The sequence below is a fragment of the Bacillus sp. Root920 genome (assembly GCF_001429445.1).
Classification (GTDB): Bacteria; Bacillota; Bacilli; order Bacillales; family Bacillaceae; genus Bacillus; species Bacillus safensis.
Genome location: NZ_LMJV01000010.1, coordinates 94,248 through 121,087, shown reverse-complemented (window position 1 = coordinate 121,087; position 26,840 = coordinate 94,248). Strand labels below are relative to the sequence as shown.

At 42.5% G+C, this 26,840-nt stretch carries 27 protein-coding genes and 1 other annotated feature; of the genes, 20 read left to right on the top strand and 7 right to left on the bottom strand.

Features of this window, described 5'->3' with window-relative positions; translation table 11 throughout:
• The first annotated feature begins 99 nt into the window (after positions 1 to 99).
• Positions 100 to 900 (top strand): phosphotransferase family protein, encoded by an 801-nt coding sequence (locus ASE42_RS16675; RefSeq protein WP_024424868.1) that lies wholly within the window; start codon positions 100 to 102, stop codon positions 898 to 900.
• Here ASE42_RS16675 and ASE42_RS16670 read toward each other — a convergent pair.
• Positions 897 to 1,172, bottom strand: a complete 276-nt coding sequence (locus tag ASE42_RS16670; protein ID WP_024424867.1) for a YtzH-like family protein — start codon at positions 1,170 to 1,172, stop codon at positions 897 to 899. The genes ASE42_RS16675 and ASE42_RS16670 overlap by 4 nt on opposite strands.
• Positions 1,173 to 1,360: 188 nt before the next feature.
• On the opposite strand from ASE42_RS16670, the gene trmB reads away from it, so the two are divergent.
• The 3 genes from trmB to ASE42_RS16655 all read left to right on the top strand — a co-directional run bounded on the left by trmB (position 1,361) and on the right by ASE42_RS16655 (position 4,739).
• Positions 1,361 to 2,002 (top strand): tRNA (guanosine(46)-N7)-methyltransferase TrmB, encoded by a 642-nt coding sequence (gene trmB / locus ASE42_RS16665; RefSeq protein WP_056768243.1) that lies wholly within the window; start codon positions 1,361 to 1,363, stop codon positions 2,000 to 2,002.
• A 116-nt stretch (positions 2,003 to 2,118) separates the two neighbouring features.
• Positions 2,119 to 2,967: a YtnP family quorum-quenching lactonase gene (locus ASE42_RS16660; RefSeq protein WP_056768242.1), complete on the top strand. Its 849-nt coding sequence runs from the start codon at positions 2,119 to 2,121 to the stop codon at positions 2,965 to 2,967.
• Positions 2,968 to 3,041: 74 nt separating this feature from the next.
• Positions 3,042 to 4,739, top strand: coding sequence for an NAD-dependent malic enzyme (locus ASE42_RS16655; RefSeq protein WP_024424864.1), 1,698 nt, complete (start codon positions 3,042 to 3,044; stop codon positions 4,737 to 4,739).
• Between the two features lie 40 nt (positions 4,740 to 4,779).
• On the opposite strand, the gene ASE42_RS16650 is transcribed toward ASE42_RS16655, so the two are convergent.
• Positions 4,780 to 5,094 (bottom strand): PepSY domain-containing protein, encoded by a 315-nt coding sequence (locus tag ASE42_RS16650; RefSeq protein ID WP_003217759.1) that lies wholly within the window; start codon positions 5,092 to 5,094, stop codon positions 4,780 to 4,782.
• A 199-nt stretch (positions 5,095 to 5,293) separates the two neighbouring features.
• Between ASE42_RS16650 and ASE42_RS16645 the strand changes: the two genes are divergently transcribed.
• Complete coding sequence (locus ASE42_RS16645) at positions 5,294 to 6,367, top strand: M42 family metallopeptidase (protein ID WP_056768234.1); 1,074 nt, start codon at positions 5,294 to 5,296, stop codon at positions 6,365 to 6,367.
• Between the two features lie 205 nt (positions 6,368 to 6,572).
• On the opposite strand, the gene ASE42_RS16640 is transcribed toward ASE42_RS16645, so the two are convergent.
• Positions 6,573 to 7,019 carry a YtoQ family protein gene (locus ASE42_RS16640; protein WP_024426182.1) on the bottom strand — a complete coding sequence of 149 codons (447 nt, stop codon included), beginning with the start codon at positions 7,017 to 7,019 and terminating at the stop codon, positions 6,573 to 6,575.
• 200 nt (positions 7,020 to 7,219) lie between these two features.
• On the opposite strand from ASE42_RS16640, the gene ASE42_RS16635 reads away from it, so the two are divergent.
• From ASE42_RS16635 to ccpA, 11 genes are all read left to right on the top strand, one after another.
• Positions 7,220 to 8,248, top strand: coding sequence for a PTS transporter subunit IIC (locus tag ASE42_RS16635; RefSeq protein ID WP_024426181.1), 1,029 nt, complete (start codon positions 7,220 to 7,222; stop codon positions 8,246 to 8,248).
• Entirely contained in the window at positions 8,235 to 8,555 is a 321-nt protein-coding gene (locus tag ASE42_RS16630) for a thioredoxin family protein (protein WP_024424860.1), read from the top strand. Before ASE42_RS16635 ends, ASE42_RS16630 begins: the two co-directional genes overlap by 14 nt.
• A gap of 20 nt (positions 8,556 to 8,575) precedes the next feature.
• Entirely contained in the window at positions 8,576 to 9,388 is an 813-nt protein-coding gene (locus ASE42_RS16625) for a DUF1444 domain-containing protein (protein ID WP_024426180.1), read from the top strand.
• A gap of 16 nt (positions 9,389 to 9,404) precedes the next feature.
• Positions 9,405 to 10,010 (top strand): YtpR family tRNA-binding protein, encoded by a 606-nt coding sequence (gene ytpR, locus ASE42_RS16620; protein WP_024424858.1) that lies wholly within the window; start codon positions 9,405 to 9,407, stop codon positions 10,008 to 10,010.
• Positions 10,011 to 10,206: 196 nt separating this feature from the next.
• Complete coding sequence (locus tag ASE42_RS16615) at positions 10,207 to 12,915, top strand: DNA translocase FtsK (protein ID WP_082580798.1); 2,709 nt, start codon at positions 10,207 to 10,209, stop codon at positions 12,913 to 12,915.
• A gap of 302 nt (positions 12,916 to 13,217) precedes the next feature.
• On the top strand, positions 13,218 to 14,516 hold the full coding sequence (gene murC / locus ASE42_RS16610) for a UDP-N-acetylmuramate--L-alanine ligase (RefSeq protein WP_025092288.1): 1,299 nt from the start codon (positions 13,218 to 13,220) through the stop codon (positions 14,514 to 14,516).
• 223 nt (positions 14,517 to 14,739) lie between these two features.
• The gene (locus tag ASE42_RS16605) at positions 14,740 to 15,159 is read left to right on the top strand and encodes a DUF948 domain-containing protein (RefSeq protein ID WP_024424855.1); all 420 of its coding nucleotides are present in this window, start codon (positions 14,740 to 14,742) and stop codon (positions 15,157 to 15,159) included.
• 26 nt (positions 15,160 to 15,185) lie between these two features.
• A complete protein-coding gene (locus ASE42_RS16600; RefSeq protein ID WP_041107287.1) occupies positions 15,186 to 15,656 on the top strand; it encodes a YtxH domain-containing protein in 471 nt (156 codons plus the stop codon).
• Positions 15,657 to 15,689: 33 nt separating this feature from the next.
• Positions 15,690 to 16,013, top strand: coding sequence for a bacillithiol system redox-active protein YtxJ (gene ytxJ / locus ASE42_RS16595; RefSeq protein WP_056768231.1), 324 nt, complete (start codon positions 15,690 to 15,692; stop codon positions 16,011 to 16,013).
• Between the two features lie 221 nt (positions 16,014 to 16,234).
• Positions 16,235 to 17,311 (top strand): bifunctional 3-deoxy-7-phosphoheptulonate synthase/chorismate mutase, encoded by a 1,077-nt coding sequence (locus ASE42_RS16590; RefSeq protein ID WP_056768228.1) that lies wholly within the window; start codon positions 16,235 to 16,237, stop codon positions 17,309 to 17,311.
• Between the two features lie 452 nt (positions 17,312 to 17,763).
• On the top strand, positions 17,764 to 18,765 hold the full coding sequence (gene ccpA / locus ASE42_RS16585) for a catabolite control protein A (protein ID WP_024424851.1): 1,002 nt from the start codon (positions 17,764 to 17,766) through the stop codon (positions 18,763 to 18,765).
• A gap of 43 nt (positions 18,766 to 18,808) precedes the next feature.
• On the opposite strand, the gene ASE42_RS16580 is transcribed toward ccpA, so the two are convergent.
• The 3 genes from ASE42_RS16580 to ASE42_RS16570 are packed head-to-tail and all read right to left on the bottom strand — an operon-like array spanning position 18,809 to position 21,279.
• A complete protein-coding gene (locus tag ASE42_RS16580; RefSeq protein WP_056768225.1) occupies positions 18,809 to 19,969 on the bottom strand; it encodes an acetoin utilization protein AcuC in 1,161 nt (386 codons plus the stop codon).
• A complete protein-coding gene (locus ASE42_RS16575) occupies positions 19,966 to 20,607 on the bottom strand; it encodes a CBS and ACT domain-containing protein (RefSeq protein ID WP_024424849.1) in 642 nt (213 codons plus the stop codon). Before ASE42_RS16575 ends, ASE42_RS16580 begins: the two co-directional genes overlap by 4 nt.
• 39 nt (positions 20,608 to 20,646) lie before the next feature.
• Entirely contained in the window at positions 20,647 to 21,279 is a 633-nt protein-coding gene (locus ASE42_RS16570) for a GNAT family N-acetyltransferase (protein WP_024424848.1), read from the bottom strand.
• A 155-nt stretch (positions 21,280 to 21,434) separates the two neighbouring features.
• Between ASE42_RS16570 and acsA the strand changes: the two genes are divergently transcribed.
• Together acsA and tyrS are read left to right on the top strand one after the other, a co-directional pair.
• Complete coding sequence (acsA, locus tag ASE42_RS16565) at positions 21,435 to 23,159, top strand: acetate--CoA ligase (RefSeq protein ID WP_024426174.1); 1,725 nt, start codon at positions 21,435 to 21,437, stop codon at positions 23,157 to 23,159.
• A gap of 59 nt (positions 23,160 to 23,218) precedes the next feature.
• Positions 23,219 to 23,450 (top strand) — a binding site (T-box leader).
• 52 nt (positions 23,451 to 23,502) lie between these two features.
• Entirely contained in the window at positions 23,503 to 24,771 is a 1,269-nt protein-coding gene (gene tyrS, locus ASE42_RS16560; protein ID WP_025092286.1) for a tyrosine--tRNA ligase, read from the top strand.
• Positions 24,772 to 24,858: 87 nt separating this feature from the next.
• Here the strand turns inward: tyrS and ASE42_RS16555 are convergent, their stop codons facing one another.
• Positions 24,859 to 25,215, bottom strand: coding sequence for an antibiotic biosynthesis monooxygenase family protein (locus ASE42_RS16555; protein ID WP_056768222.1), 357 nt, complete (start codon positions 25,213 to 25,215; stop codon positions 24,859 to 24,861).
• A gap of 207 nt (positions 25,216 to 25,422) precedes the next feature.
• On the opposite strand from ASE42_RS16555, the gene ASE42_RS16550 reads away from it, so the two are divergent.
• Positions 25,423 to 26,064, top strand: coding sequence for an esterase/lipase family protein (locus ASE42_RS16550; protein WP_103132353.1), 642 nt, complete (start codon positions 25,423 to 25,425; stop codon positions 26,062 to 26,064).
• Between the two features lie 196 nt (positions 26,065 to 26,260).
• Positions 26,261 to 26,827 carry a cysteine hydrolase family protein gene (locus ASE42_RS16545; protein ID WP_024426172.1) on the top strand — a complete coding sequence of 189 codons (567 nt, stop codon included), beginning with the start codon at positions 26,261 to 26,263 and terminating at the stop codon, positions 26,825 to 26,827.
• Positions 26,828 to 26,840 lie beyond the last annotated feature (13 nt).

The window sequence follows — 26,840 nt, the reverse complement described above, 5'->3', positions numbered from 1 at the left end:
AAAAAAAGAAACAGCCAATTGATCCTCAATCGGCTGAATTTTGTCGACTAAAAAAGCAAGATTTAAAATATTTTAAGAAATGATGGGTTGAAAATTGATATGAACTGGTTGGGACAAATATTAGGTAGCGAATGGCACATCTCTCCGGCTGGAGGCGCTACGGGAGATGCGTACTTCGCAACACACAATGACCAAAAGCTATTTTTAAAACGCAATACGTCACCGTTTCTTGCGGTTTTGTCAGCTGAAGGCATTGTGCCGAAGCTTGTCTGGACAAAACGGATGGAAAATGGAGATGTGATTACTGCACAGCACTGGCTGAGCGGCAGAGAGCTGAAGCCAAAGGACATGAATGATCGTCCTGTAGCAGAGCAGCTAAGAAAAATTCATACATCAAAAGAATTGCTCGATATGCTGAAACGATTAGAGAAGCACTCTCTAGACCCAGAATCCATTCTGATGCATCTGAAACAGTCCATATTAAACGAGCAAATTGATTCACAAGACATTTCGCGTGCCATCCAGTATTTAGAGAAGCATGTGGAGGCTGTCCATTTTGAGGACAAGGTCGTCTGTCATTGCGATCTCAATCATAATAATTGGCTGCTGACAGATGAAAACCAGCTCTATTTGATCGATTGGGATGGGGCGATGATTGCAGACCCAGCGATTGATCTTGGACCGCTTTTATACCATTATGTGGAGGAAGAGAACTGGGAAAGCTGGCTCTCTATGTATGGCGCCCCGCTGACGGACAATTTGCGAAAGCGCATGGCGTGGTACGTGCTCGCTGAAACCGTATCGTTTGTCGTTTGGCATAAAAGAAAAGGAAATGAAAAGGCGCAAAAAGAAGTGCAAGCGGAGCTAAATGCACTCTTAAAACGGTTAAACATCCATTAAGACAGTGGAATGTTCTCGACCCACTCAGACAGATGTGATTGATGCTCCTCAATATGTGCATCAATTGAACTGACAGAGGTGCCCTTTTGGCTGTAATCATAAATATCTGTTAACAGCTGACGAATGTCAGCATCCAGATCTTCTTTTGCCAGCATTAATTGAATCACGCGTCCCACCTGTTCATATTCTGCAACAGTCCCGCAGCAATCCAGCTGGTGATCGGTTAAAATATCTTTAATTAATTGAAGCTGATGTTGACGGTTTAAACCCATACAAATGCTCCTTTCCTGCGTGTCATTTATGAGGTTAAACTGTGCATTCAGCGCCCAATTTATACATGCGGCAGACCAGCTCAAGCGAAGGGCTGGTCTTTTTATATGGACATAGAAGATGCTGTCTTGCGGGTCTTTATGTTTCATGGTATCTTGATAAAATGTAAAGAAAATAGAGGTGTATCAAATTGAGAATACGACATAAACCATGGGCGGATGATTACTTAGCTGAGAATGCTCATATTGCTTTAGCGAGTCCCGAGCAATATAAAGGGAAATGGCATGAGCTGTTTGGAAATGATCATCCAATCCATATCGAAGTTGGGACAGGGAAAGGGAGCTTTATTGCAGGAATGGGCAAGCTTCATCCTGATATCAACTATATTGGCATTGAATTATTTAAAAGTGTCATTGTGACAGCAGTAGATAAAATCAAAGAGACAGATGTTGAAAATGTAAAGCTTTTGAATATCAATGCTGAGACGCTGACAGATGTGTTTGCGGAAAATGAGATTGACCGGGTATATTTGAATTTCTCTGATCCGTGGCCAAAATCAAGACACGAAAAGCGCAGATTGACGTTTAAAACCTTTTTAGAGCGATATGAACATATTCTTCGTCCAGGCGGTGAATTACATTTCAAAACAGATAACCGCGGGTTATTTGAATATTCCTTAAAAAGTTTTTCTGCATATGGCCTTCTTTTAACGTATGTCAGTCTAGATTTACATGAGGACGGCTTAGAAGGAAACGTGATGACTGAATATGAAGAGAAATTCTCGTCTATGGGACAACCGATTTATCGATCAGAAGTCAAATTCCCAGAATAACAAGTGACATCAAGCTGGCTGCAAAGAAAAATGGCAGTCAGCTTTTTTTATGAAAAGATTGGTGCATGCGATTTTTGGCTGTATTTGCTACGATAGTAAAAGGAGGGATGACAGCAATGGAGACAATGAAAATAGGTGAAATGGAACTATTTTGGTTAAACGGGGGAGATACGCACATGGACGGCGGAGCGATGTTTGGTGTCGTGCCAAAGCCATTATGGTCAAAAAAATACCCGGTAAATGACCGCAATCAAATTGAATTACGGTGTGATCCAATTCTCATTCGGTGGAAGGGACTTCATCTGTTAGTGGATTCCGGGATCGGATCAGGGAAGCTGACAGATAAACAAAAACGCAATTACGGCGTGACAGAGGAAACCAAATTGGAAGAATCTCTAGCGGCGCTTGGCCTGCGCCCATCAAATATTGATTACGTATTGATGACACATCTGCATTTTGATCATGCCAGCGGATTAACAAAACGTGAAGGCGATAAGCTCGTGTCTGTTTTTCAGCAGGCAACAATCATCACATCGAAAATCGAATGGGATGAAATGAGAGCGCCGAACATTCGCTCAAGAAATACATATTGGAAAGAAAACTGGGAGCCTGTGGCAGATCAAGTGGTCACATTTGAAAAAAGCATCGAAGTGACAGAAGGCATCGAGCTGCATCATACAGGCGGACACAGCAATGGTCATAGCATTTTAACGCTCACAAGTGAGGGTGAAACAGCGATTCATTTAGCTGATATCATGCCAACACATGCTCATAAAAATCCACTTTGGGTTTTGGCATATGATGATTACCCAATGACCTCGATTCCAGCCAAGCAAAAGTGGCAGGCATTTGCAGAAGAAAAAAATGCGTGGTACTTGTTTTATCATGATGCCATTTATCGTGCTGTAAAATGGGACGAAGACGGGCAGATCACACACGAAATCAAAAGAGAAACAGGAAGATAAAAGATCATCTGTATGTTTTTTTCGCCTTTCACACAAAATAACGACAAAATGAACTTGTGAAAGGAAGAGTGCAGGTGAACCAATTTTATCGTGTACATGGTGATGTGATCGAAACACCATTAAGAGGGATGGAAGTCATGTCAGTCCCTTATTTAAACAAAGGGGTTGCATTTACAAAGGAAGAGCGGGAGGAGCTCGGGTTAAAGGGATTTCTTCCGCCTAAGGTCTTAACCTTAGAGGATCAGGCAAAGCGTGCATATGAGCAGTTCAAGGCACAGCCGGATGATCTAGGGAAAAATGTGTATTTAACATCACTTCATGATAGAAATGAAGTGCTTTTTTACAAATTACTTAATGAGCACTTGGCGGAAATGCTTCCGATTGTCTACACGCCGACTGTAGGAACGGCTATTCAGCGTTATAGCCATGAGTATCGAAAGCCAAGAGGACTGTATTTATCGATTGATGATCTGGAAGGCATGGAAGAGATTTTTGCCTCTTATGGTGTCGATGAATCAATCGACTTAATCGTTGCAACTGATGCAGAAGGCATTTTAGGTATTGGAGACTGGGGCGTTGGCGGAATTGCCATTTCAGTTGGGAAACTTGCTGTTTATACAGCTGCAGCAGGCATTGATCCCAGCCGCGTGCTGGCAGTAGTGCTTGATGCTGGAACGAACCAGGAAAGTCTCTTGAATGATCCGCTTTATGTTGGAAATCAGCACTCCCGCGTTCGAGGAGAGCGCTATGATCAGTTCATTGATCAATATGTCGAGCTTGCCCGCGCTACTTTCCCAAATGCCCTCCTTCACTGGGAAGACTTTGGGACAAAGAATGCCCGTGCGATATTGGAAAAATATAAGGACCGTATTTGTACATTTAACGATGACATTCAAGGGACTGGCGCAGTTTCACTTGCTGCAGTTCTGGCATGTGCAAAGGCTTCGAAAGTTCCGCTGAAAGATCACCGTATTGTTATTTTTGGAGCTGGTACGGCAGGTATTGGTATAGCCGAGCAAATCCGTGATGCGATCGTCAGAGATGGAGTCAAAGAAGAGGAGTCCTACGATCATTTCTGGTGTATTGATAAAACGGGGCTGCTCACAGATGATTCACCTGACATTCAGCCATTTCAAAAGCCGTATGCAAGACGTTCTGACGAAGTAAAGGATTATGCCCGTAATGGTCCAAAGCATTCGATTGATCTATTAGAGGTCGTTAAGCAGGCGAAACCAACAATCTTAATTGGCACCTCGACGGTCGGAGGAGCATTTACAGAAGAAATTGTGAAAGAAATGGCGTCACACGTGGAGCGCCCTGCGATTTTACCGATGTCGAATCCGACCCCTCTTTCAGAAGCAAAGCCGCAAGATCTGATCGAGTGGACTGAAGGACGCGCCCTTGTGACAACGGGAAGTCCATTTGATCCTGTCGAGTATGGCGGTGTCACATATGAAATTGGACAAGCGAATAATGCCCTTGTCTTCCCAGGACTTGGTCTAGGCACAATTGTGTCAAAAGCAAGGTTGATGACAGACAGTATGTTTGTTGCGAGTGCTGAAGCCATTGCAAGCATGGTCAATGTTGGGAAGCCGGGTGCAGCGATGCTGCCAAGTGTCGATCAGCTTCGAACCGTTTCAGCGACAGTGGCCGTCCGTGTGGCGCAGGCAGCAATTGATGAAGGAATAGCAGAAGAAACGCCTGATGATCTTATTCAGGCTGTGCAGGATGCTATGTGGCATCCTGTGTACAAAAAAATCAAAGCCATATAAAAAAGCTTCGCAAGGATACGTCTTTGCGAAGCTTTCTTGATCAAGCAACAGAATCAATGACATCCACGATCATGCCAGTTTTGGCATCAATCATCACTTCATACTGTTCAAGCTCGCCAAAGGCAGAGCGGGTGATGCCAGATTTGTACACATCAATCGTTTCACCATTTACGGTATACGGTTCTGGTACAGTATAAATCCAAGAGCCATCAATAGGGCCGCGCTGTTTAAAAGCAGATTTCACAATTTTTAATGCTTTTTCAGATGAGATATACGTAGGGAAAAATACTTTCTTTGCAACAATTGCAGCGGCTACGCCAATACTCGCACCAATCAGAACATGTTTTAACTTCAACGTGCTGCACCTCCGTATTGCTGTTTTTTCCATTATACAAAACTTGTCCATTGATGTTAAGGAATCCGAATACTTGAAAGCATATTCAAAATTTCTGGAGAGATACTTGGAAAACCGAAAGAATTCTTATAGTATAAAGTGAGTGTTATTTTTATAGGAATATATATGGTCATTACATAGAAACGAGGTAAACTGTAGAATGAACGAAGAAACATTGTCACTTTTCCGAAAGTTAACAGAATTACAGGGAACTCCAGGAAATGAGCACCATGTGCGTGCTTTTATGAAAAAGGAACTTGAGAAATATTCTGATGAACTCATTCAAGACCGTCTTGGCGGAGTGTTTGGCGTACGCAAGGGGCAGGAAAACGCACCGAAAATTATGGTAGCGGGTCATATGGATGAAGTCGGATTCATGGTCTCATCGATTACGAAAAACGGGATGATTCGTTTTCAAACACTTGGCGGCTGGTGGAGTCAAGTCATGCTGGCGCAGCGTGTGGACGTCCATACCGATCACGGGCCAATTCCTGGTGTCGTCTCTAGTACACCTCCTCACCTTCTGACGCCAGAACAAAAAAGCAAACCTGTGAAGCCGTCAGATATGCTCATTGATATTGGTGCAGACAGTGAAGAAGAGGCAAAAGAGCTTGGCGTTCGTCCAGGACAGCAAATCGTTCCTGCAACGGTTTTTACGCCAATGGCGAATCCAAAAAAGATTTTAGCGAAGGCTTGGGATAACCGCTATGGCTGCGGCCTTGCAATTGAATTATTAAAAGAATTAAAAGACGAAACACTTTCATGTCAGCTGTACTCAGGAGCAACTGTTCAAGAGGAAGTAGGGCTTAGAGGGGCTGAGGTAGCTGCGAATATGATTCAGCCAGATCTTTTCTTCGCTTTAGATGCGAGTCCTGCAAACGATGTGACAGGTGACAAAACACAGTTCGGCCAGCTTGGAAAAGGTGCACTTCTTCGTATTTTTGATCGGACAATGATTACGCACCGCGGAATGAGAGAATTTGTGCTTGATACTGCTGAAACAAACAACATTCCATATCAATATTTCGTATCACCGGGTGGTACGGACGCTGGACGTGTTCATATTTCAAACCAAGGTGTGCCTTCTGCCGTCATTGGGGTTTGCGCACGCTACATTCATACAAGTCATTCTGTTTTGCATGTGGATGATTACGCAGCGGCTAAAGAGTTAATTGTCCGCCTTGTCAAAAATTGTGATCAAAGTACAGTGGATTCTATTTATCAACAAGTATAAATAGAATAGAAAAAGGCTGCTTCTTCAATGAGAGCAGCTTCAGCGTGTAGACAAACCCTCGCATTCCGCTCCGGTACTCGTCCTTCCTAGACTGCAAAGGTTTTCTATCACGCTGAAAAGAAGACAAAGGGCTAAAATAAACATCATTTTAGCCCTTTGTCAACTATCTGAAAGGCTGCCTCTTCAATGAGAGCAGCCTTCTTTATTATTGCTGTTCAAACACATAAGATAACGCCTTGATCGCTTGGTTTACGGTTTCCACAGTGATATTTGCTTTGTTTGAGAGTTCCTTTAACGGATGGTGCAGCTCTTTTGGACGGATTAAAATAAGAGGTTTCCCTTTTGCAATCGCAGCAGATGCATCCATGGCTGTGTTCCACTGTTTATATTTCTCACCAAAGCGTGCAATGACGACATCTGCTTTGTTTAATAAAATTTCAGTACGAAAATTGTTCAAATCAGAAGCTGCATCATCTTTGAAAATGGCATTCGGCTGCTCACCTAAAATATCCTCACCGATATTATCTGAGCGGTCATGATTCTCCATTGGACCGACAAATGTCACTGGCAGCTTCAAAGATTGGCTTTTCTCCTTGATTTCATCACGCCACTGGCTATGAATTTCTCCAGCTAAATAGACAGTTAATTGCATAACGATCTCCTCCTTTTGTACAAACTTAGTAAAGGTTTGTCCTGTTTCTTTTCATGTTACACAAGAAGTGCTTGATAAAGCAAAAAAAATATGATTATGATATTCATGGTAGAGACTATTTTTCATCGTAAGAATACTACATATAATGGGAAGGACAGGCCTCTTCGTCTTTCCTATGAGAAAGCAGGAAGACGACGTTGATGACTTATTTGAAAAGAAAGGGGATCTCCCTTTCGCCAAAGGTGTATTTCATTGATGCACTTTCTTATATGGCTTTAGGTCTATTTGCTACATTAGTGGTAGGTCTGATTTTAAAAACAGCAGGCGGTCTGTTATCACTTTCTCTCATTGTGAAAATGGGTACGCTTGCTATGGGTCTGATGGGACCGGCAATTGGCGTAGCAGTTGCTTATCGCTTAAATGCTTCTCCATTAATCATTTTTGCAAGTGTTGTCTCAGGTGCCGCTGGAGCAGAGCTTGGGGGGCCTGCTGGAAGCTTTGCCGCAGCATTAATTGGTGTGGAACTCGGCAAGCTGGTCAGTGGTGAGACAAGAATTGATATTATTTTAACGCCGCTTGTCACCATTATCACTGGCTTTTTCACCGCTGCTTTCATCGGACCTGGGATTGAAGCCATGATGACAGGGCTCGGCAGGCTCATCATGTGGGGGACAGACCAAAGCCCGCTGATCATGGGCATGCTGGTAGCGACCATTGTTGGACTTGCCCTCAGTTCTCCGATCTCAAGTGCTGCACTTGCGCTTATGCTTGACTTAAGCGGAACCGCTGCTGGTGCTGCAACGATTGGCTGCTGTGCTCAAATGGTTGGCTTTGCTGCTGCAGGCTTTAGAGAAAATCGCTTTGGCGGTCTTGCGGCTGTCGGCATTGGAACGTCAAAATTGCAGCTTTCGAACATTGTGAAAAATCCCCTCATCCTGATTCCGCCGACGATTGCTGGTCTGATTCTCGCGCCAATTGGTATTATTGGCTTTGGGATGGTCAATAATGCGGCAGGAGCGGGAATGGGAACGAGTGGCCTTGTTGGACAGCTCATGACCCTGACCGTCATGGGGTTTCATCCATCTGTGTTTTTGGCGATAGCTCTCTTGCATATCGTTGGCCCGGCAGTGATTAGTTTGGTAGTATCAGAATGGATGAGAAAGAAAGGCTATATACAATTCGGAGATTTAACCATACAAACTGGAGGAATGAAACATGAAAAAAATTGAATCAAACGAAGAATTACAAAAAGTGATTCAAGAAGACTTAACGGTATTGCTATTTTCAGCTGACTGGTGCCCGGACTGCACATTTATTGAGCCATTCTTGCCAGAGCTTGAAGCAAACTACCCAGAATTTGAGTACTTCTATGTTGATAGAGACAAGTTCATTGACACTTGTGCAGAGTGGGAAATTTACGGCATTCCAAGCTTTTTAGTCTTTAAAAACGGACAAGAGATTAACCGCTTTGTCAGCAAAGATCGTAAGACAAAGGAAGAGATTGAAGCATTTTTAACAGATTCTCTTTCTAAATAACGAAAGGAGAGTCTAAAACGATGGCAAAAATGACATCAAGACAGCTTGCGAATGAACTCAAAAGCCGTCTGACGAACGACAGCTGGTCACACCAGTTTGACCGGGAAAAAGATACGCTTCGTATTGAAGATAAACAAACAGGCAAAGGCATCACACTAGAGCTCCCGCCAATTATTGCAAAGTGGGAAGTAAAGCCTGATGAAACCATCGATGAGATCGTTTATTATGTGAAAGAAGCGCTGAGTGCGATGAAAGGCGAAGCGCAGCACATTTCAGGAAAAGAAAAGCAGATCTATCCAGTCATTCGTTCCACTTCCTTTCCTGAGGCATCAAGTGATGGAATTCCCCTCGTGTTTGATGAGCATACAGCAGAAACGAGAATCTACTATGCACTTGATCTTGGAAGCACCTATCGATTAATTGATGAAAAGATGCTTCAAAAGGAAAACTGGACAAAAGAGCGAATCAGAGAAACCGCCAGCTTCAACGTCCGTTCGCTAGAAACTGTAGTGAAAATGGATGAAGTGGCAGGCAACCGGTTTTATTTCTTCCGTGCAAATGACGGATATGACGCCAGCAGACTTTTAAATGAATCGTTATTACAAGAATACGCGCAAAAAATAGAAGGACAAATGGCGATTTCTGTTCCCCATCAAGATGTATTCATCATTGCTGATGTTCGCAATGATTCAGGCTATGATATTTTAGGACAGATGTCGATGAGCTTCTTCGCCAGCGGTACGGTTCCGATTACCGCATTATCATTTTTATATGATGAGGGGAAGCTTGAACCGATCTTTATACTTGCAAAAAGCAGACCAAAACAGCAGTAGAAGGGAATTTTGAAGAATGAACGTTTTTTATAATGCAGAAGGTGTAGGCGACACACTCCTTATTTCATTGAAAGATGTGACGAGAGAAGAAGTAGGTCATGAAACGTTTGGAGATGTTGTACGAATCTTCAATCAAGAAACAAAAGAAACAACAGGCTTTAATATCTTCAATGCATCGACTTACATGAAAATTGAAGAAAACGGATCTGTCCCGCTTTCTGAAACCATTGTTCAAGATATCAATGAAATTTTAAACCGCAACGGTGTCAGTGAAACGTTGACTGTGGATCTATCACCAAAATTTGTTGTCGGCTATGTGAAGGAAAAAGAAAAGCATCCGAACGCAGATAAATTAAACATTTGCCAAGTTGATGTGGGCGATGAAACCTTACAAATCGTGTGCGGTGCACCAAACGTTGACCAAGGCCAATATGTCGTGGTAGCGAAGGTCGGTGCAGTGATGCCAAGCGGTATGGTCATCAAAGATGCTGAGCTTAGAGGCGTTCCATCAAGCGGCATGATCTGTTCAGCGAAAGAGTTAGATCTTCCAGACGCACCTGCTGAAAAAGGGATTCTTGTTTTAGATGGAAGCCATCAAGCTGGCGAACCCTTTAAAGCGTAACCTCCCATAAACGGGCACATAGGAGCGAAGAATGTGTTATACCAAAAGTCACTAAGTACGTACTTAGTGACTTTTTTTCATCTACAGACAGCATGAACAGCAAAAAGCGGCACTTTTCTCGCTTTTCTGCATGAAAAAGCAATGGTATACTAAAAATCGCCCAAGAAAACGTAAGGGGAGTTAAAGTGAGTGATAAATGATGAGTTGGTTAGATAAATTTTTTAGTGTATTTTTAGGAGAAGAAAAGAAAGAAGAAAAAGCTGCAAGACCTGAAGAAGATCTAGCTGCACCAAAGCAGCCAGCTTTTGAACCGCATAAAGAATATAAAAAAATCGAAGATACGAAAGTGTATTATGAATATCCGAAAGGGAACTTTCGCTTTCCGCTCGTTCCAGATGAACCTCAGCGCGATGGAGTGAAGCCGGAGAGAAGACGCGCCAAACCAAGCCAGTCAAAGACCAGACAGACAACCTATCAGCCTAAACAAACGCTTCAGCCTGATATGAATAAAAAGCCATTCAAGCCAGAACAAATTCCATCACCGATCTATGGCTATCATCAGGATATGCGTCCAAAACGGGCAGATGCAAAAGAAGAAACAGCTTCAGTTCAAAGGAAAGCAGCAGAAGAAACGGCGCAGCGTGTCACACTGTTATCAGAAGAGGCAGAGCGTGAACGGAATGTCAGACAGCAAATGAACATCCCGTCAATACAGAAAGAAAAACGTATCGAGGAAATGGTTTCAGCGTCAGCAGAAGAGAGAGCAGATAAGGAGCCAGCAGTAACCCCGCATACATTGCAAGAGGAACTCGCTTATCAAGATCATGTTCAATCGACGATGGAACGTTTAACTGACGAGCCTTTCATCGAGCCAGAAGATCATCATGAAGCTGATTTACATAAGCAGCAAGCCGAAGTCTATCAGAAGCAGCCGGCAGAGTCTGAGCCGGAACAGACTGTTTCCAGTGATGAAGAAGAAATAAAGGACGAGCCTGTCCATCAGTTTGAAGAGCATACTGAGGAAATAGAGATGTTGACCTTCGAAACACCGGAACCTTCGCAGCCAGCGATTGAAATGGAAGTAGACATTCCAGCAGAAGAAGCGGCGTTAACAGAAAACATTTCAGCAGAACCGGTGGAAGAAGTAGAAGCTGATCCAATAGAAGACAACCAAGAAGAAGCGCCAGCGGCAGCATTTGAAGAAGCTGAGCCAGTCAAACATGACCTGCAGGAAGTACAGCTGGTTCAAGAAGCTGAAATTGAAGAAGATCAAGCGGTGCCAGTAGAACAAGTAAGAGAGGAACAAACTGCATCTGAACCGGCAGAAACGGTTATAGAGCAGCAAGAACAAACGCAGGAAGTCAAGAAAGAAGAACCAAAACAGACATCTCCGCAGCCACAACGCACAAGCGGGCAAACCTCTACGGTTCCGTTTAATGTCATGATGTTAAAAAGCGACCAGCGCGTGCAAGGGCAAAAGAAAGCAGCCGATACACAAGGGTATGTTTTTCCAAGTCTCGCCCTTTTAGACGTACCGCCAGCTCAAAAAGAAGAGGACGGGACTTGGGTGAAAGAGCGGGCTGAGCTGCTCAATGCGACACTTAAAAATTTCAATGTAAGAGCAAGTGTGGTTCATGTCACACAGGGTCCTTCTGTGACAAGGTTTGAAGTACATCCAGAACCAGGTGTCAAAGTGAACAAAATCACGAACCTGTCAGATGATATTAAACTTAGTTTGTCCGCAAAGGATATTCGAATTGAAGCCCCGATTCCAGGAAAGAACACAATCGGGATCGAAGTGCCAAATCTGCACAGTAAAATGGTGTTCTTAAGAGAAATGATCAGAAGCAGTGCGTTTAGAGACAATCCATCTCCTTTAACAGCGGCACTCGGATTAGATATTTCAGGCCAGCCTGTCGTGGTTGATCTGCAAAAAATGCCGCATGGCTTAATTGCCGGAGCCACTGGTTCAGGAAAAAGCGTCTGCATTAATACGATTTTAGTGAGCTTAATGTTTAAAGCATCACCAGATGAAGTGAAAATGCTCTTAATTGACCCTAAAATGGTTGAATTAGCGCCGTATAATCACATTCCGCATCTTGTGAGTCCCGTCATTACCGATGCCAAGACAGCAACAGCTGCTCTGAAATGGGTAGTGGATGAAATGGAAAGACGCTATGAACTATTTGCACATTCTGGCGTGAGAGAAATTAAACGATTCAATGAGCTTGTGAAAGAAAAACAAATGGGTGAAAAACTGCCTTATCTCGTCGTGGTGATTGATGAGCTGGCTGATTTAATGATGGTCGCACCAAATGAAGTCGAAGAAAGCATCTGCCGAATTGCACAGAAAGCAAGAGCATGCGGCATTCACTTATTGATTGCGACACAAAGACCTTCTGTTGATGTCATTACAGGTCTCATTAAAGCCAATATCCCAACAAGAATTGCGTTTTCTGTTTCAAGTCAGGTGGATTCAAGAACGATCATTGACATGGCAGGTGCAGAAAAGCTTCTCGGAAAAGGAGACATGCTCTTCTTAGAAAATGGCTCCGGCAAGCCGACAAGGCTGCAAGGGAACTTTGTATCAGACCGTGAGATTGATCAAGTGGTGGCACATGTGAGAAAGCAGCGTAAGCCAGTGTTCCTTTTTGAACAAGAGGAACTAATGCTGCAAGGCTCTGCGATTACAGACGAAGATGAATTGTTTATGGATGCCTGCCGTTTTGCCATCGAGCAGAATAGCGCTAGTACATCAAGTTTGCAGCGAAGATTTAGGATTGGCTACAACCGTGCAGCCAGATTGATTGACATGATGGAGCGCGAGGGCATGATCTCTGGTGCGAAAGGCAGTAAGCCAAGAGAAGTGCTCATGACACTGAGTGACTTAGAACAGTTGATCTAAACAAACCACTTCATTTTTTTCATAAACATGGTATGATAGCACATAGGTGCAATTTTGTAATTGGACGCTTTTCGCATGTCTGCCAGAACGCTTTTTTATGTAAAATAAGCGGAAACAGGTGTTAGAAATGGGAAAGTTGTCGGATACTAATCATAGTTAATATTGATTAGAATAGGAAGATCGGAAAAAATCTTTATTTGGAGCTGCGATCTGTGATCAGCTAGAGGCAAAAATCACAAGTTGCAAATTGAAATGAGCGTCATATACTGTAAGTCAGATAGACGTTTGTTGGAGGTACAATTATGACTGTTTATCATTTTGTTGGAATAAAAGGGACAGGTATGAGTCCACTGGCCCAAATTCTTCATGATACTGGGTATACTGTCCAAGGATCGGATATCGAAAAACATATCTTTACACAAAAAGCATTAGAAGAACGAAATATTAAAATTCTACCATTTGACCCAGATAATATTCAGCCAGGGATGACGGTCATCGCAGGAAATGCATTCCCTGATACACACCCTGAGATTGAACGTGCCCTTTCTGAAGGGATTCCTGTCATTCGTTACCATAAATTCCTTGGAGAATACATGGATTCATTCACAAACGTTGCGATTACTGGTGCTCATGGCAAAACATCGACAACAGGACTGCTTGCTCACGTCATGCAGGCAGCCAAACCTACTTCGTACTTAATCGGTGATGGATCTGGAATGGGGAAAGAAAACAGCGAGTATTTTGTCTTTGAAGCATGCGAATACCGCAGACACTTCCTCAGCTATCATCCAGATTATGCGATCATGACCAATATTGATTTTGATCACCCTGATTATTTCTCGGATATTGATGACGTGTTTGATGCGTTTCAAAACATGGCGCTTCAAGTGAAAAAAGCCATTATTGCCTGCGGTGATGATGAGCATCTGCCAAAGATTCAAGCGAAGGTACCTGTTGTGTACTACGGGTTCAACGAAGAAAATGATTTCCAAGCACGCAATGTTGTGAAAAATACGGAAGGTACCACATTTGATGTATTTGTACGCAATACGTTTTATGATACCTTCTACATTCCTGCCTACGGAAATCATAATGTCCTCAACTCGTTAGCTGTCATTGCATTATGTCACTATGAGTCCATTGATGTAGAGCTTATCAAAGGCGCATTAACGACATTTGGCGGTGTGAAACGACGCTTTAATGAAAAAGTGGTCGGTGAGCAGGTCTTAATTGACGATTATGCACATCATCCAACTGAAATTGAAGTCACGATTGAAGCAGCTCGCCAAAAATATCCGGACCGTGATATTGTGGCTGTCTTCCAGCCGCATACGTTCACACGTACACAGCAATTCTTAAGTGAATTTGCTGACAGTCTAAAGAAAGCCGACTATGTCTACCTTTGTGATATTTTCGGTTCAGCCCGTGAAAACATTGGGAAGCTGAGCATTGAAGATTTACGAGAAAAAATCCCGCAGGCCCAATTGATTGAGGAAGAAGATACATCTGTGCTGAAAACGCACGAAGATGCGATTCTGATCTTTATGGGAGCAGGAGACATTCAGAAGTATTTGCGTGCTTATGAAAAAGTCGCTGTATAAATGCTTTAAAAAAGTGCCGTTTCACACGGCACTTTTTTTATTTTGAATAAAATGTGACAAAAGGGCTAAATGTGTCAACATGTGGCGCTTTTTTTCGTTCGCTGTGGACAGGAATTAGCGAATAAGTGTAGAATTATTATTCAATCGGTCATTCTAGGCGATGTTTGAATGATACAACGAGAGGGTAATGAATTGAATATGCCCGCAGCAAAGGAGGTATCAGATGATTATTATTCTATATCTAAGCGTTGCACTGATCGCAATTGCTTTCCTCATTCTTGTCATCTATTTGTCCAAAACATTAAAATCCTTACAGCTGACATTAAAGAATGTTGCATCAACTTTAGAAGGTCTTGAAGGTCAGATGCAAGGCATCACCACAGAGACAGCACAGTTGCTACATAAGACGAATCAGCTTGCTGAAGATATTCAAGACAAATCAGCAAAACTTAACACAGTTGTGGATGCGGTGCAGGGAATTGGCGGCTCGATCAACCAATTTAATACAAGCATAAAGCAGGCAGCTGGTGCGGTTTCTTCATCCGTTGAAAGAAATCAAGAAAAAGTGACGGATGTGGTAAGCTGGAGTAACGCAGCACTTGAAATTTATAAAAAATGGAAACAGCGTAAACACCAAAAATAAACCATATTCGCATAGGAGGAATAATCATGAGCAAAGACGGAATCAATAGCAAAGACTTTTTGATCGGAACACTTATTGGTGGAATTGTTGGTGCAACAACAGCATTATTTTTAGCACCGAAGTCAGGAAAAGAGCTTCGCGATGATTTGAACACCCAAGCGAATGCGTTAAAAGAAAAAACAGACCGGCTCACAACAGATGCAAAAGAAAGAGGCACTGAATATGTGACGATTGCGAAAGATAAAACGTCTGAATTGTCTCAGCTTGTAGCAGAGCAGTCAAACCAGATTTTAGACAAAGTGAAAGACATAAAAGAGCGTGCGGCTGGAAAAGCTAATCACGTGAAAAATGAAGCAGAAGATGCGGCAGCGGATTTGGCAAGCGAAGCATCTGATGTAGCAGATGAAGCAAAAGTAAGAGCACAAGAAGCAAAATCAGAAATTGAAGACGGCATCAAAGATGTCAAAGAAAAAGTAGAACAATCTACTAAAGGCTAACTCTCACTGCTCGAAGTGAAGAAGGAGAACATCATGTCAAAACAACTCATTGAAACAGAAGAACAGTTTGATCAACTAACGAATCAAGATGGGACCTTTGTCTTTTTTAAGCACAGTTTGACATGTCCGATCAGCCAAGCGGCTTTTCAAGAGTTTGAAGCATTTGCGTCTGCACATGAAGACGTGCCAACGTATTTCTTGCAAATTCAAAACACGAGAGAGCTTTCATCCTACGTGGCTGAAAAATCGGGTGTAAAGCACGAAAGTCCGCAGGCACTCGTTTTTAGCGGTGGAAAAGTAAAATGGCATGCTTCTCACTCAAGCATTACAAAAGAAGTGCTTGAACATAATCTGTAAAAGAAAGAAACGTCAGCAGCGGCTGACGTTTTTTTTATAAAAAAGGTTTACTTGAACGAAAAGTATGCTATAATCTTACATACAATACTTTATCGCTTAAAAGCGTTTGGGTAATAAAGAAAATTTTCGTGACAATTCCGAAATCTTTGTTTATAATAAACCCTATCATGCAAGAATGAAAAAATAAAAAGCGAGAGCAGGCAGAGGAAAGGATGACAAAAATGAGCAACAATGAACTAGAAAAATTGAGGCAGCAAGCAGATGAACTAAATCTTCAAATTCTAAAACTGATCAATGACAGAGGAAACATTGTCAAAGAAATTGGAAAAGCAAAAGAAGCGCAAGGTGTCAACCGTTATGATCCTGTCAGAGAGCGCACAATGCTGAACCAAATTCTTGAAGAAAATGATGGGCCATTTGAAAACTCAACGATTCAACATATTTTCAAAGAGATTTTCAAAGCAGGTCTAGAGCTTCAAGAAGATGACCACAGCAAAGCACTTCTTGTTTCTCGTAAGAAAAAACCAGAAAACACAATCGTGAACATCAATGGGGAAGCGATCGGTGATGGAAAGCAGCGTTTCATCGTTGGACCATGTGCCGTTGAAAGCTACGAGCAAGTCGCAGAAGTAGCGGCAGCAGCGAAACAGCAGGGATTAAAACTACTTCGCGGTGGCGCATTTAAACCTCGCACAAGTCCATACGACTTCCAAGGACTTGGTGTAGATGGTCTAAAGATTCTAAAGCGTGTAGCGGATGAATACGGTCTTGCTGTCATTAGTGAAATTGTCAATCCTGCTCATATTGAAGAAGCGATTGAGCATATCGATGTCATCCAAATTGGGGCACGTAACATGCAAAACTTCGAACTGTTAAAAGAAGCCGGTTCCGTGAAGAAACCAGTTCTTTTAAAACGCGGTCTTGCAGCGACCATTTCAGAATTCATCAATGCAGCTGAATACATCATCGCCCAAGGAAATGATCAAATCATCCTTTGCGAGCGCGGTATCCGCACATACGAAACAGCGACAAGAAATACACTAGATATTTCGGCAGTGCCAATCTTGAAACAAGAGACACATTTACCAGTCTTCGTTGATGTGACGCATTCAACTGGACGTAGAGATCTTCTCCTTCCAACAGCAAAAGCAGCTCTTGCAATTGGAGCAGACGGTGTCATGGCAGAAGTACATCCAGATCCATCTGTTGCTCTATCTGATTCAGCGCAGCAAATGGACATTCCACAATTCGAAAAATGGTTAGATGCGTTAAGACCACTTGTCAACATTCACGCGTAATCATAGATAGAAATAGCCGCCGGATGACTGCCCGGCGGTTTTTTTATGGAAAAAATACCATGAGGTTTGGGAATGAAAGGAAGAAAGCACATTGCAAGCCCAAAAAGTGCTTGTTCACAATGTTTTCATTTTTAAAATTCGATAGAATCTGCTAAGATCATTGTCATAGCTGGCGTTCTCGATGATTTTTTATGAAATATGATTCAAATTACAGGTAACAAGCCGATTAAAGTTTGTTTAATTTAGTTATAAAAAGAAAGGGAACGTTTTCATATGACAAAAAAACGTGTATAATTTCATAAAAGAATGTCATTTTGATGTAGATTGAAAAATTATGTGTCTCTTTTCATCGTTTTAATGACAAATAGGATATTATTTTCCTCGTATCTGACATGTCTCTATCCAATTGGTGAATGCTATAGATATGAAGTGTATTTGAAGGAGTGATTTATGTGAATAATGTTACAATATATGATGTAGCAAGAGAAGCAAATGTAAGTATGGCAACGGTATCACGCGTAGTAAATGGTAATCCAAACGTAAAACCAACAACAAGAAAAAAGGTGCTTGAAGCGATTGATCGCCTTGGCTATCGTCCGAATGCAGTGGCACGAGGCCTTGCAAGTAAAAAAACAACGACAGTTGGGGTCATCATCCCTGATATTTCTAGTATCTTCTATTCGGAATTAGCACGCGGTATTGAAGATATCGCCACGATGTATAAATACAACATCATTTTAAGCAACTCAGATCAAAATACGGATAAAGAGCTTCATTTGTTAAATACGATGCTTGGCAAACAAGTAGACGGAATTGTCTTTATGGGCGGAAACATCACAGATGTGCATGTGGAAGAATTTAAGCGCTCTCCTGTACCGATTGTGCTTGCAGCATCTGTTGAAGAACAGGCTCAAACACCATCTGTTAACATCAACTATGAGCAGGCGATTTATGATTCCGTTCAGCTGTTAGTTGAAAAAGGACATAAACGAATTGCGTTTGTTTCTGGTCCGATGTCAGAACCAATTAATTCCGTGAGAAAGCTAGCAGGTTATAAGCGTGCGCTTGAAGAAGCGGGTATCGCGTTTGACGATGCACTTGTCGCTGAAGGCGATTACTCTTATGACTCTGGAATTGAAGCACTTGCTCATCTGCTTGAGCAGTCTGACAAACCGACAGCTGTTATCGCAGCTACAGATGAAATGGCACTAGGTGTCATTCACGGAGCACAAGACAGAGGGGTCTCCATTCCTGAAGATTTAGAAGTGATTGGCTTTGATAATACAAGACTTTCTCTCATGGTGCGTCCTCAGCTGACAACAGTTGTTCAGCCAACATATGATATTGGTGCTGTTGCCATGAGACTGCTCACAAAACTGATGAACAAAGAACAAGTGGACGATCAAATTGTTGAGCTTCCGCACAGAATTGAAGAAAGACAATCAACAAAATAAAACAAAAAAGCAGGCTCACCTTATGAGGGAAAGCCTGCTTTTCTTATGCCTGTTTCTTTTCTCTTCTAACAGGCATGAGTGCTTTTTCTACTGTTTGAGCATTTTTTTCTGTGATTTCTGCTTTTCTTGGGATCGGTGGATATAAATCGTCAGGGTCTCTCCACGTGGATGGAAGGGTAACAGGCGATTGCTTATTCCATGCCTGAATCCAGTCCTGAGGGAGCTCATCTGGCGGTGTAATGCCTTTCATCTCAAGCCAAATGCGGCTCCACGCTCTTGGAACGACGCGCCAAATATCATATCCCCCTCCGCCAACAGCGATCCACTTGCCGTCACAATATTGATGAGCAAGCTCATGGGCAAGTCTAGGAATTTCTTCATATATTTTCATTGTGGCAGATAAATGAGTTAACGGATCATAGTAGTGTGCATCTGCCCCGTTTTGCGTCAAAATCACATCTGGTTTAAAAAAAGCAGCAATTTCAGTCACTGCTGTTCGGTATGCTTCGAGGAACGATTCATCTTCCGTAAATGCATCTAGCGGAATATTATAGGCGTAGCCATAGCCTTTATCGTGGCCTCTTTCCTGTACTTGTCCGGTTCCAGGGAACAAGTAGCGTCCCGTTTCATGAATGGAGACTGTGCATACCTCTGGGTCGTCATAGAAGCTGAACTGGACACCATCGCCGTGATGAGCATCCGTATCAATATATAAAATTCTAGCGCCATAAGTCTTTTGAATATATTGAATCGCCACAGAGCTGTCATTATAAATACAAAAGCCAGATGCACGCCCTTTGAATCCGTGGTGAAGCCCGCCTCCAAGATTGAGGGCATGCTGCGAATGACCGAGCATCACTTGATCAACCGCTGTTAATGTTCCGCCAACAAGGAGAGATGCCGCCTCATGCATGCCTGCGAACATCGGTGTATCTTCAGTGCCAAGACCGTAGCGTTCACCCTCTGCTGTAGACAGTTTTCCTTCACTTGCCCGCTGCACAGCCTGGATATAATCTGCTGTATGGACGAGCTTTAATTCCTCCAGAGTAGCCATACGTGGTGCAACGATTTCATCCTCTGTTAACGCCTTCATTTTTTGAAGAAGATCATAAGTTAAGTAGACCCGAAGCTGATTGAAGGGATGATCTTGGTTAAATTGGTACGTTTGAAAAGATGGTGAAAAAACAAAGGTCGCTTCCTTCATTTGATCGTCTGCTCCATAGGCCAGAGCACTTTATAGCCTTTTGCGCGAATCAGCTTTGTCACATGATCTGCATGAATGGTTTGAAGGCGGAATACGAGCACTTTAGATGCCTCATTGGCATGCGGGTACACAAGCACACTCAGCAATTGAATATGCTGCTCCTTTAAAATGGCCGTAATGTCTGCGAGGCCTTCTGTCATCTGCTCGACTTCAACCTCTAAGTGCGACCCAGGCTGATCTGCACCTGTCAGTCTTACAAACGTACGAAGCAGATCTGTTTTTGTGATAATGCCTACAAGCTTGCCGCGTCTCACCACTGGAAGACAGCCAATTCCGTGCTCAAAAAAGACACTTGATATCTCCTCAACGAAATCAAGCGGGTGAGCCGTGATCGTCTCTAATACCATGATTTCTTCTACCGGCCGCTGAATAAAGAGCTTCCTTTTCTCTGTTTCAAAAATACTTGGACTGGCATTTTTAATATCCCGATCTGTCACCATCCCAATGACAGAGCCTTGATCAGATACGATCGGAATATGCCGGATGTGGTGTGCACTCATTTTTTGAATGGCCTCTTCAATCGTATCGGTTTTTCGCAGCGTGATCACATCACGCTCCATAATTTGTTCAATCATCATTGTTTACCAATCCCCTTTGCCAAAAAAACGAATTGAACGTTAATACATAAAGCGCTGATGGAAGCGAAGACGATCGAAACGCTCGATCGAATCAGGACTCACATGTTTCCCAATTCTGGCCATTAAACAATTGGCTGGATGTGAGCTAATCTCTGGCTCGTCTGTTGCAAACCAGACAAGACCGCCTGCGTTCATCATTTTCTCCATCATTTTGCGGTACTCCCAAACGTTTTTCTTTGTCCCCTTTAAATCCCAATGCCAGTAATATTCAGTTGTAATGATGATGTAATTCTCCATTTGCTCATCCATCATGCTCACATCAAGCAAATGCTTGCCAAGTGAGCATCCTCTAAATGGAGGTGCGACCTCAATCGCGCCAAGCTCAATTAAATTATCCATTTTGCCCTCTGACCAGCGCTCAAGTGGATCAGGATACAAATACGTGACATAGCCTACGACAAGCTCATTCGCTCTTGCAATGATAATACGTCCTTCTGGAAGATCTGCTATTTCAACAAGTGCTTGTTTCTGTTCCTCAGGCGTGCGAAATGCCGTTAGTCCTTCATGAAACGTATAGTTCGCAAGCTCTGATGCAGGTACCGGTCCTTCAATCAGGATGGAACCTGTTTCTCGCTCAATGGTTTTTGAATAATAAGTTTTAGGATGCTCCACGTATCCACCGCCCCTAATTCTAGTGAGTCGTCTCTATTCTATCTTAAATCTTGCAAGATTTAAAACGGTTTCATCAGAAGTTTTTTAAAAATTGAGAAAAAAAGTCATCTATACTATAATGGTCATTGTAAACGTATGCAAAGGGGGACTGTTTGATGAAATTGGAAACGCTACCATCAGTAAAAGGGGATTATCATTTAAATGATTATGAGCAGGCATACAAAGATTTTTCATGGGAGGAAGCTAGAAAAAACTTCTCCTGGTATGAAACAGGAAAAATAAATGCAGCCTATGAAGCGATTGACAGACATGCGGACTCGTTTCGTCAGAACAAGGTGGCGCTTCACTACAAAGATTCACAGCGGGATGAAAAGTATACGTTCAGGGATATGAAAATCAACACAAATAAAGCGGGAAATCTATTCAGAGAAAAGGCACATGTAGAAAAAGGGGATCGCGTGTTTATCTTTATGCCAAGATCACCTGAGCTCTATTTTCTTCTGCTTGGTGCAGTTAAAATTGGAGCGATCGTTGGCCCGTTATTTGAGGCATTTATGGAAGGTGCTGTCAAAGACCGTTTAGAGAATAGCGAGGCAAAGGTGATCGTGACAACACCTGATCTGCTTGAGCGAATTCCATTTGCAGAGCTTCCGAAGCTTGAATCTGTCGTCATTGTCGGCGGTGAAAACGAAGACGTCGATGGTGTGCGGACAATTCACTATGAAAAGGCGTTTGAGGAGGCAGCAAAGGAGCTTGAGATTGAATGGATGGATGAAAAAGACGGCTTCCTGCTTCATTACACATCAGGATCTACTGGTACGCCAAAAGGTGTGCTTCATGTCCATGGTGCAATGGTCCAGCAAGGCCAGACTGGTAAATGGGTGCTTGACTTGAAAGAGGATGACGTTTACTGGTGTACAGCTGATCCAGGCTGGGTTACAGGCACAGTGTACGGTATTTTTTCACCGTGGTTAAATGGGGCGACGAATGTGATTTTAGGCGGCCGGTTTAATCCTGATACGTGGTATGAAACCATTGAATCACTCGGTGTAACTGTTTGGTACAGTGCCCCGACCGCCTTTAGAATGCTCATGGGGGCAGGGGATGATCTCATTCAAAAATATGACCTCAGCTCGCTCCGCCATGTTTTAAGTGTGGGAGAGCCACTTAATCCAGAAGTCATCCGCTGGGGAGATGCTGTTTTTGGCAAGAGAATTCACGACACTTGGTGGATGACAGAAACGGGTGCACAGCTGATTTGTAATTATCCATGCATGGACATCAAGCCAGGCTCGATGGGAAAACCGATTCCAGGCGTAGAAGCGGCGATTGTTGATAATGCAGGAAATGAACTTCCGCCATACCGGATGGGCAACCTTGCGATTAAAAAAGGCTGGCCTTCTATGATGCATACGATCTGGAACAATCCTGAAAAATATGAATCTTACTTTATGCCGGGAGATTGGTATGTTTCAGGAGATTCAGCTTATATGGACGAAGACGGATACTTTTGGTTCCAGGGACGTGTCGATGATGTCATCATGACGTCAGGAGAGCGGGTCGGTCCATTTGAGGTGGAAAGTAAACTGGTCGAACATCCAGCTATTGCGGAGGCTGGTGTCATTGGAAAGCCAGATCCGGTCCGCGGTGAAATTATTAAAGCATTTATAGCGCTTAGAAGCGGATATGAGCCGACAGATGAGCTGAAAGAAGAGATTCGTACATTTGTGAAAAAAGGACTCGCAGCACATGCGGCACCTCGAGAAATTGAGTTCAAAGACAAACTGCCGAAAACGAGAAGCGGAAAAATTATGAGACGTGTGCTAAAGGCGTGGGAGCTGAATTTACCTGCTGGCGACCTTTCGACAATGGAAGATTAAATTTTTTCATCAGTTGACTTGATATCAAAAGTGTGTTAAAAATGACATTAGTTGAATATGAAAAGGTTTTGACTGAGATTCAGTAGAATGATCTTTCCCTGTTGAAGAGAGCTGACGGCTGGTGCGAGTCAGTACAAAGAGATATTCGAATTACCCTCACGAACCGCTTTTACGAAAAGGAGCATGCCCTGATTAGTGAAAGAACGGATCTGTCCGTTATCAGTGTAAGTGAAAAGACGAGATTTTTTGTCTTTTAAGCAGGGTGGTACCGCGATATATATCGTCCCTTCGTTCATTCGAAGGGGCGTTTTTTTGTTGAATTGTAAAAAAAGGAGATTTGGAAATGAGTCAATTGATGGAAGAGCTATCGTTCAGAGGATTAATTCAGCAGCAAACAGATGAAGAAGGTTTAACAAAATTATTAGCAGAAGAAAAAATCAAACTATACTCCGGCTTTGATCCGACAGCTGACAGCTTACACATTGGTCATCTATTGCCAATTTTAACATTACGCAGATTCCAAGAAGCAGGTCATCATCCGATTGCTCTTGTTGGCGGCGCAACTGGACTAATCGGCGACCCTAGCTTCAAAAAAGCAGAACGTTCACTCAACCCAGCAGAAATCGTCGAACAGTGGTCAGAAAAAATCAAAGGACAGCTGTCTCAATTTCTTGATTTTGAAGCAGGGGAGAATCCAGCCGTTATCGTGAATAACTACGACTGGATCAGCCAAATGAATGTCATCACGTTCCTTCGTGATGTTGGAAAGAACTTTGGTGTAAACTTCATGCTGGCAAAAGATATCGTGAGCTCACGTATCGAAACAGGGATTTCTTACACAGAATTCAGCTACGTTATCCTTCAGTCTTTAGACTTCTTAAATCTTTACAGAAATGAAAATTGTAAGCTGCAAATCGGCGGAAGTGACCAGTGGGGAAATATCACATCTGGACTTGAGCTGATCCGTAAGTCTGAAGCAGAAGGGGCAAAAGCATTTGGTCTGACGATGCCGCTTGTCACAAAAGCAGACGGCACAAAGTTTGGTAAAACAGAAGGCGGCGCCATCTGGTTAGATAAAGAAAAAACGTCTCCATACGAGTTCTACCAATTCTGGATTAACACAGATGACCGTGATGTCGTGAAATACTTAAAATACTTTACGTTCTTATCAAAAGAAGAGATTGCATCGTACGAAGAAAAAGTGCAAACAGCACCTGAAAAGCGTGAAGCGCAGCGCCGTCTAGCAGAGGAAGTGACAACACTTGTACATGGCCGTGAATCACTAGAACAGGCTGTTAACATCTCAAATGCGCTATTTAAAGGTGAGATCAAATCTCTTACAGCTGAAGAAGTGAAAGTAGGCTTTAAGGATGTTCCATCAATGGAGAAGAGCAGCACAGAAGAATTAACACTAGTCGATATCCTTGTGGAATCAAAGCTGTCTCCATCAAAGCGTCAAGCACGTGAAGATATCACAAATGGTGCTGTCTCCATCAACGGAGAAAGACAAACAGATAAAGATTATGTTCTTTCCGCTGACGACCGAATTGAAAACCAATTTACTGTTTTAAGAAGAGGGAAAAAGAAATACTTCCTCGTGACGTATAAATAAATCTTTATGAAACAGTAAGCATCATGGAAAAGCACCTCAACATGTTCGTATACATTGAGGTGTTTTTCTTTTTTATATAGAAGTAGCTCATTCGTCTGCTTCTTGTTCAAGGAGTGAATCTTTGTTTGTATAAGCATGTTCTACCTTACAAATTCGGGTTGTGTAGGATTCATACCAATCTTTTTTCCCCTTTTTTTGAACACGCTGATGTGCTGTATGTGCTTTCCATTCTTTGATGGCTTCTAATGAATCCCAGTAAGAGACAGTGATTCCAACACCATGTTCATCTCGTACACTTTCTATTCCAAGAAACCCATCTAGATCTTTCGCTAATTCTTCCATTTTTTGAGCAGCTGCAGCGTATTCTTTTTGCTCGACATTTGTTCGTTTTGATGTGAAAATCGCGGCATAGTAGGGTGGTGCAGGTGTTTGAGTAAATAGCATCTAGTAGAACCTCCTTAGTCTATTGATATTATATATGAAAGAAAGAAGGTCTCGTAGTCTTTTTGTTTTAATTTAAAAAAGTCCAAGGTGCTTTTTGATTATTTATATTTTTGTAAAATCATCTCATAAACATTACCTTGTTCACTTTTCTGACATATTTTTCTTGTATAAAATAGAGTCGTATAAGATGAATAAGGGGGAATGAAAGTGATGTTTGTTAAGAAAAGGAGTTTGCAAATTCTCATTGCGCTTGCATTGGTGATTGGTTCAATGGCTTTTATCCAGCCGAAAGAGGTGAAGGCGGCTGAGCATAATCCGGTTGTGATGGTACACGGCATTGGCGGTGCCTCTTATAACTTTTTTTCTATTAAAAGTTATTTGGTTGGACAAGGCTGGGATCGAAACCAATTATATGCTATCGATTTCATAGACAAAACAGGAAATAACCGCAACAATGGTCCGCGTCTATCCAGATTCGTCAAAGATGTGTTAGACAAAACGGGTGCCAAAAAAGTAGATATTGTGGCTCATAGTATGGGCGGAGCGAACACATTATACTATATTAAGAATCTAGATGGCGGCGATAAAATTGAAAACGTTGTCACAATTGGTGGAGCAAACGGACTCGTTTCAAGCAGAGCATTACCAGGCACAGATCCAAATCAAAAAATTCTTTACACATCTGTCTACAGCTCAGCTGATCTTATCGTCGTCAACAGCCTCTCTCGTTTAATTGGCGCAAGAAACGTTCTGATCCATGGCGTTGGCCATATCGGTCTATTAACCTCAAGCCAAGTGAAAGGCTATATTAAAGAAGGACTGAACGGCGGAGGACAGAATACGAATTAAAAAAACGAAAAGACAGCGGCATATGCTGTCTTTTTTGATGTCAACTGGCATATGGCAGCTAGAGATATTGAAAAGGGTGGCAAAACGATGATACAGAAACAGACCATCGTACATAGCCGAATAAAAAACATGTACAAAACGTCCACCATTCCTTACACTACATGTAGTGAATGAGAATTTTCGGAGGTGGACGTTTGTGAAAACGAATCAAAAGGCTTTCATCATTGTAGATGTACAAAAAGCGTTCGAGCATGAAAAATGGGGAGAACGCAATAATCTAGAGGCAGAGGAGAATATTAGCCGGCTATTGACGTTTTGGAGAGAGAAGGGCTGGAAAGTGATTCATATTCAGCATACATCCGACAATCCGGACTCTGTATTTCATCCAGCAAATGAAGGGCACCTTTTCAAAGATATGGCTAAACCGCTAGAGGAAGAAACAGTGATACAAAAGAAAGTCAACAGCAGCTTTATAGGGACAAGCTTGGAGGAACAACTAAGGTCAAATCAGATTGACACGGTCGTCATTGCAGGATTAACAACACCTCACTGCGTATCAACAACCACAAGAATGAGCGGAAATCTTGGCTTTGATACGTATCTGATCTCAGATGCAACAGCCGCCTTTGGACTAACAGATCAAAACGGTACATATTTTGACCCAGATACGATCCACCGGCTCTCACTTGCAACCCTGCATGATGAATTTGCGACTGTCATGACAACAGAGCAGCTCATCAAAAAATGGACAAGTCCAGAATAAAAGTTTGAAAGCT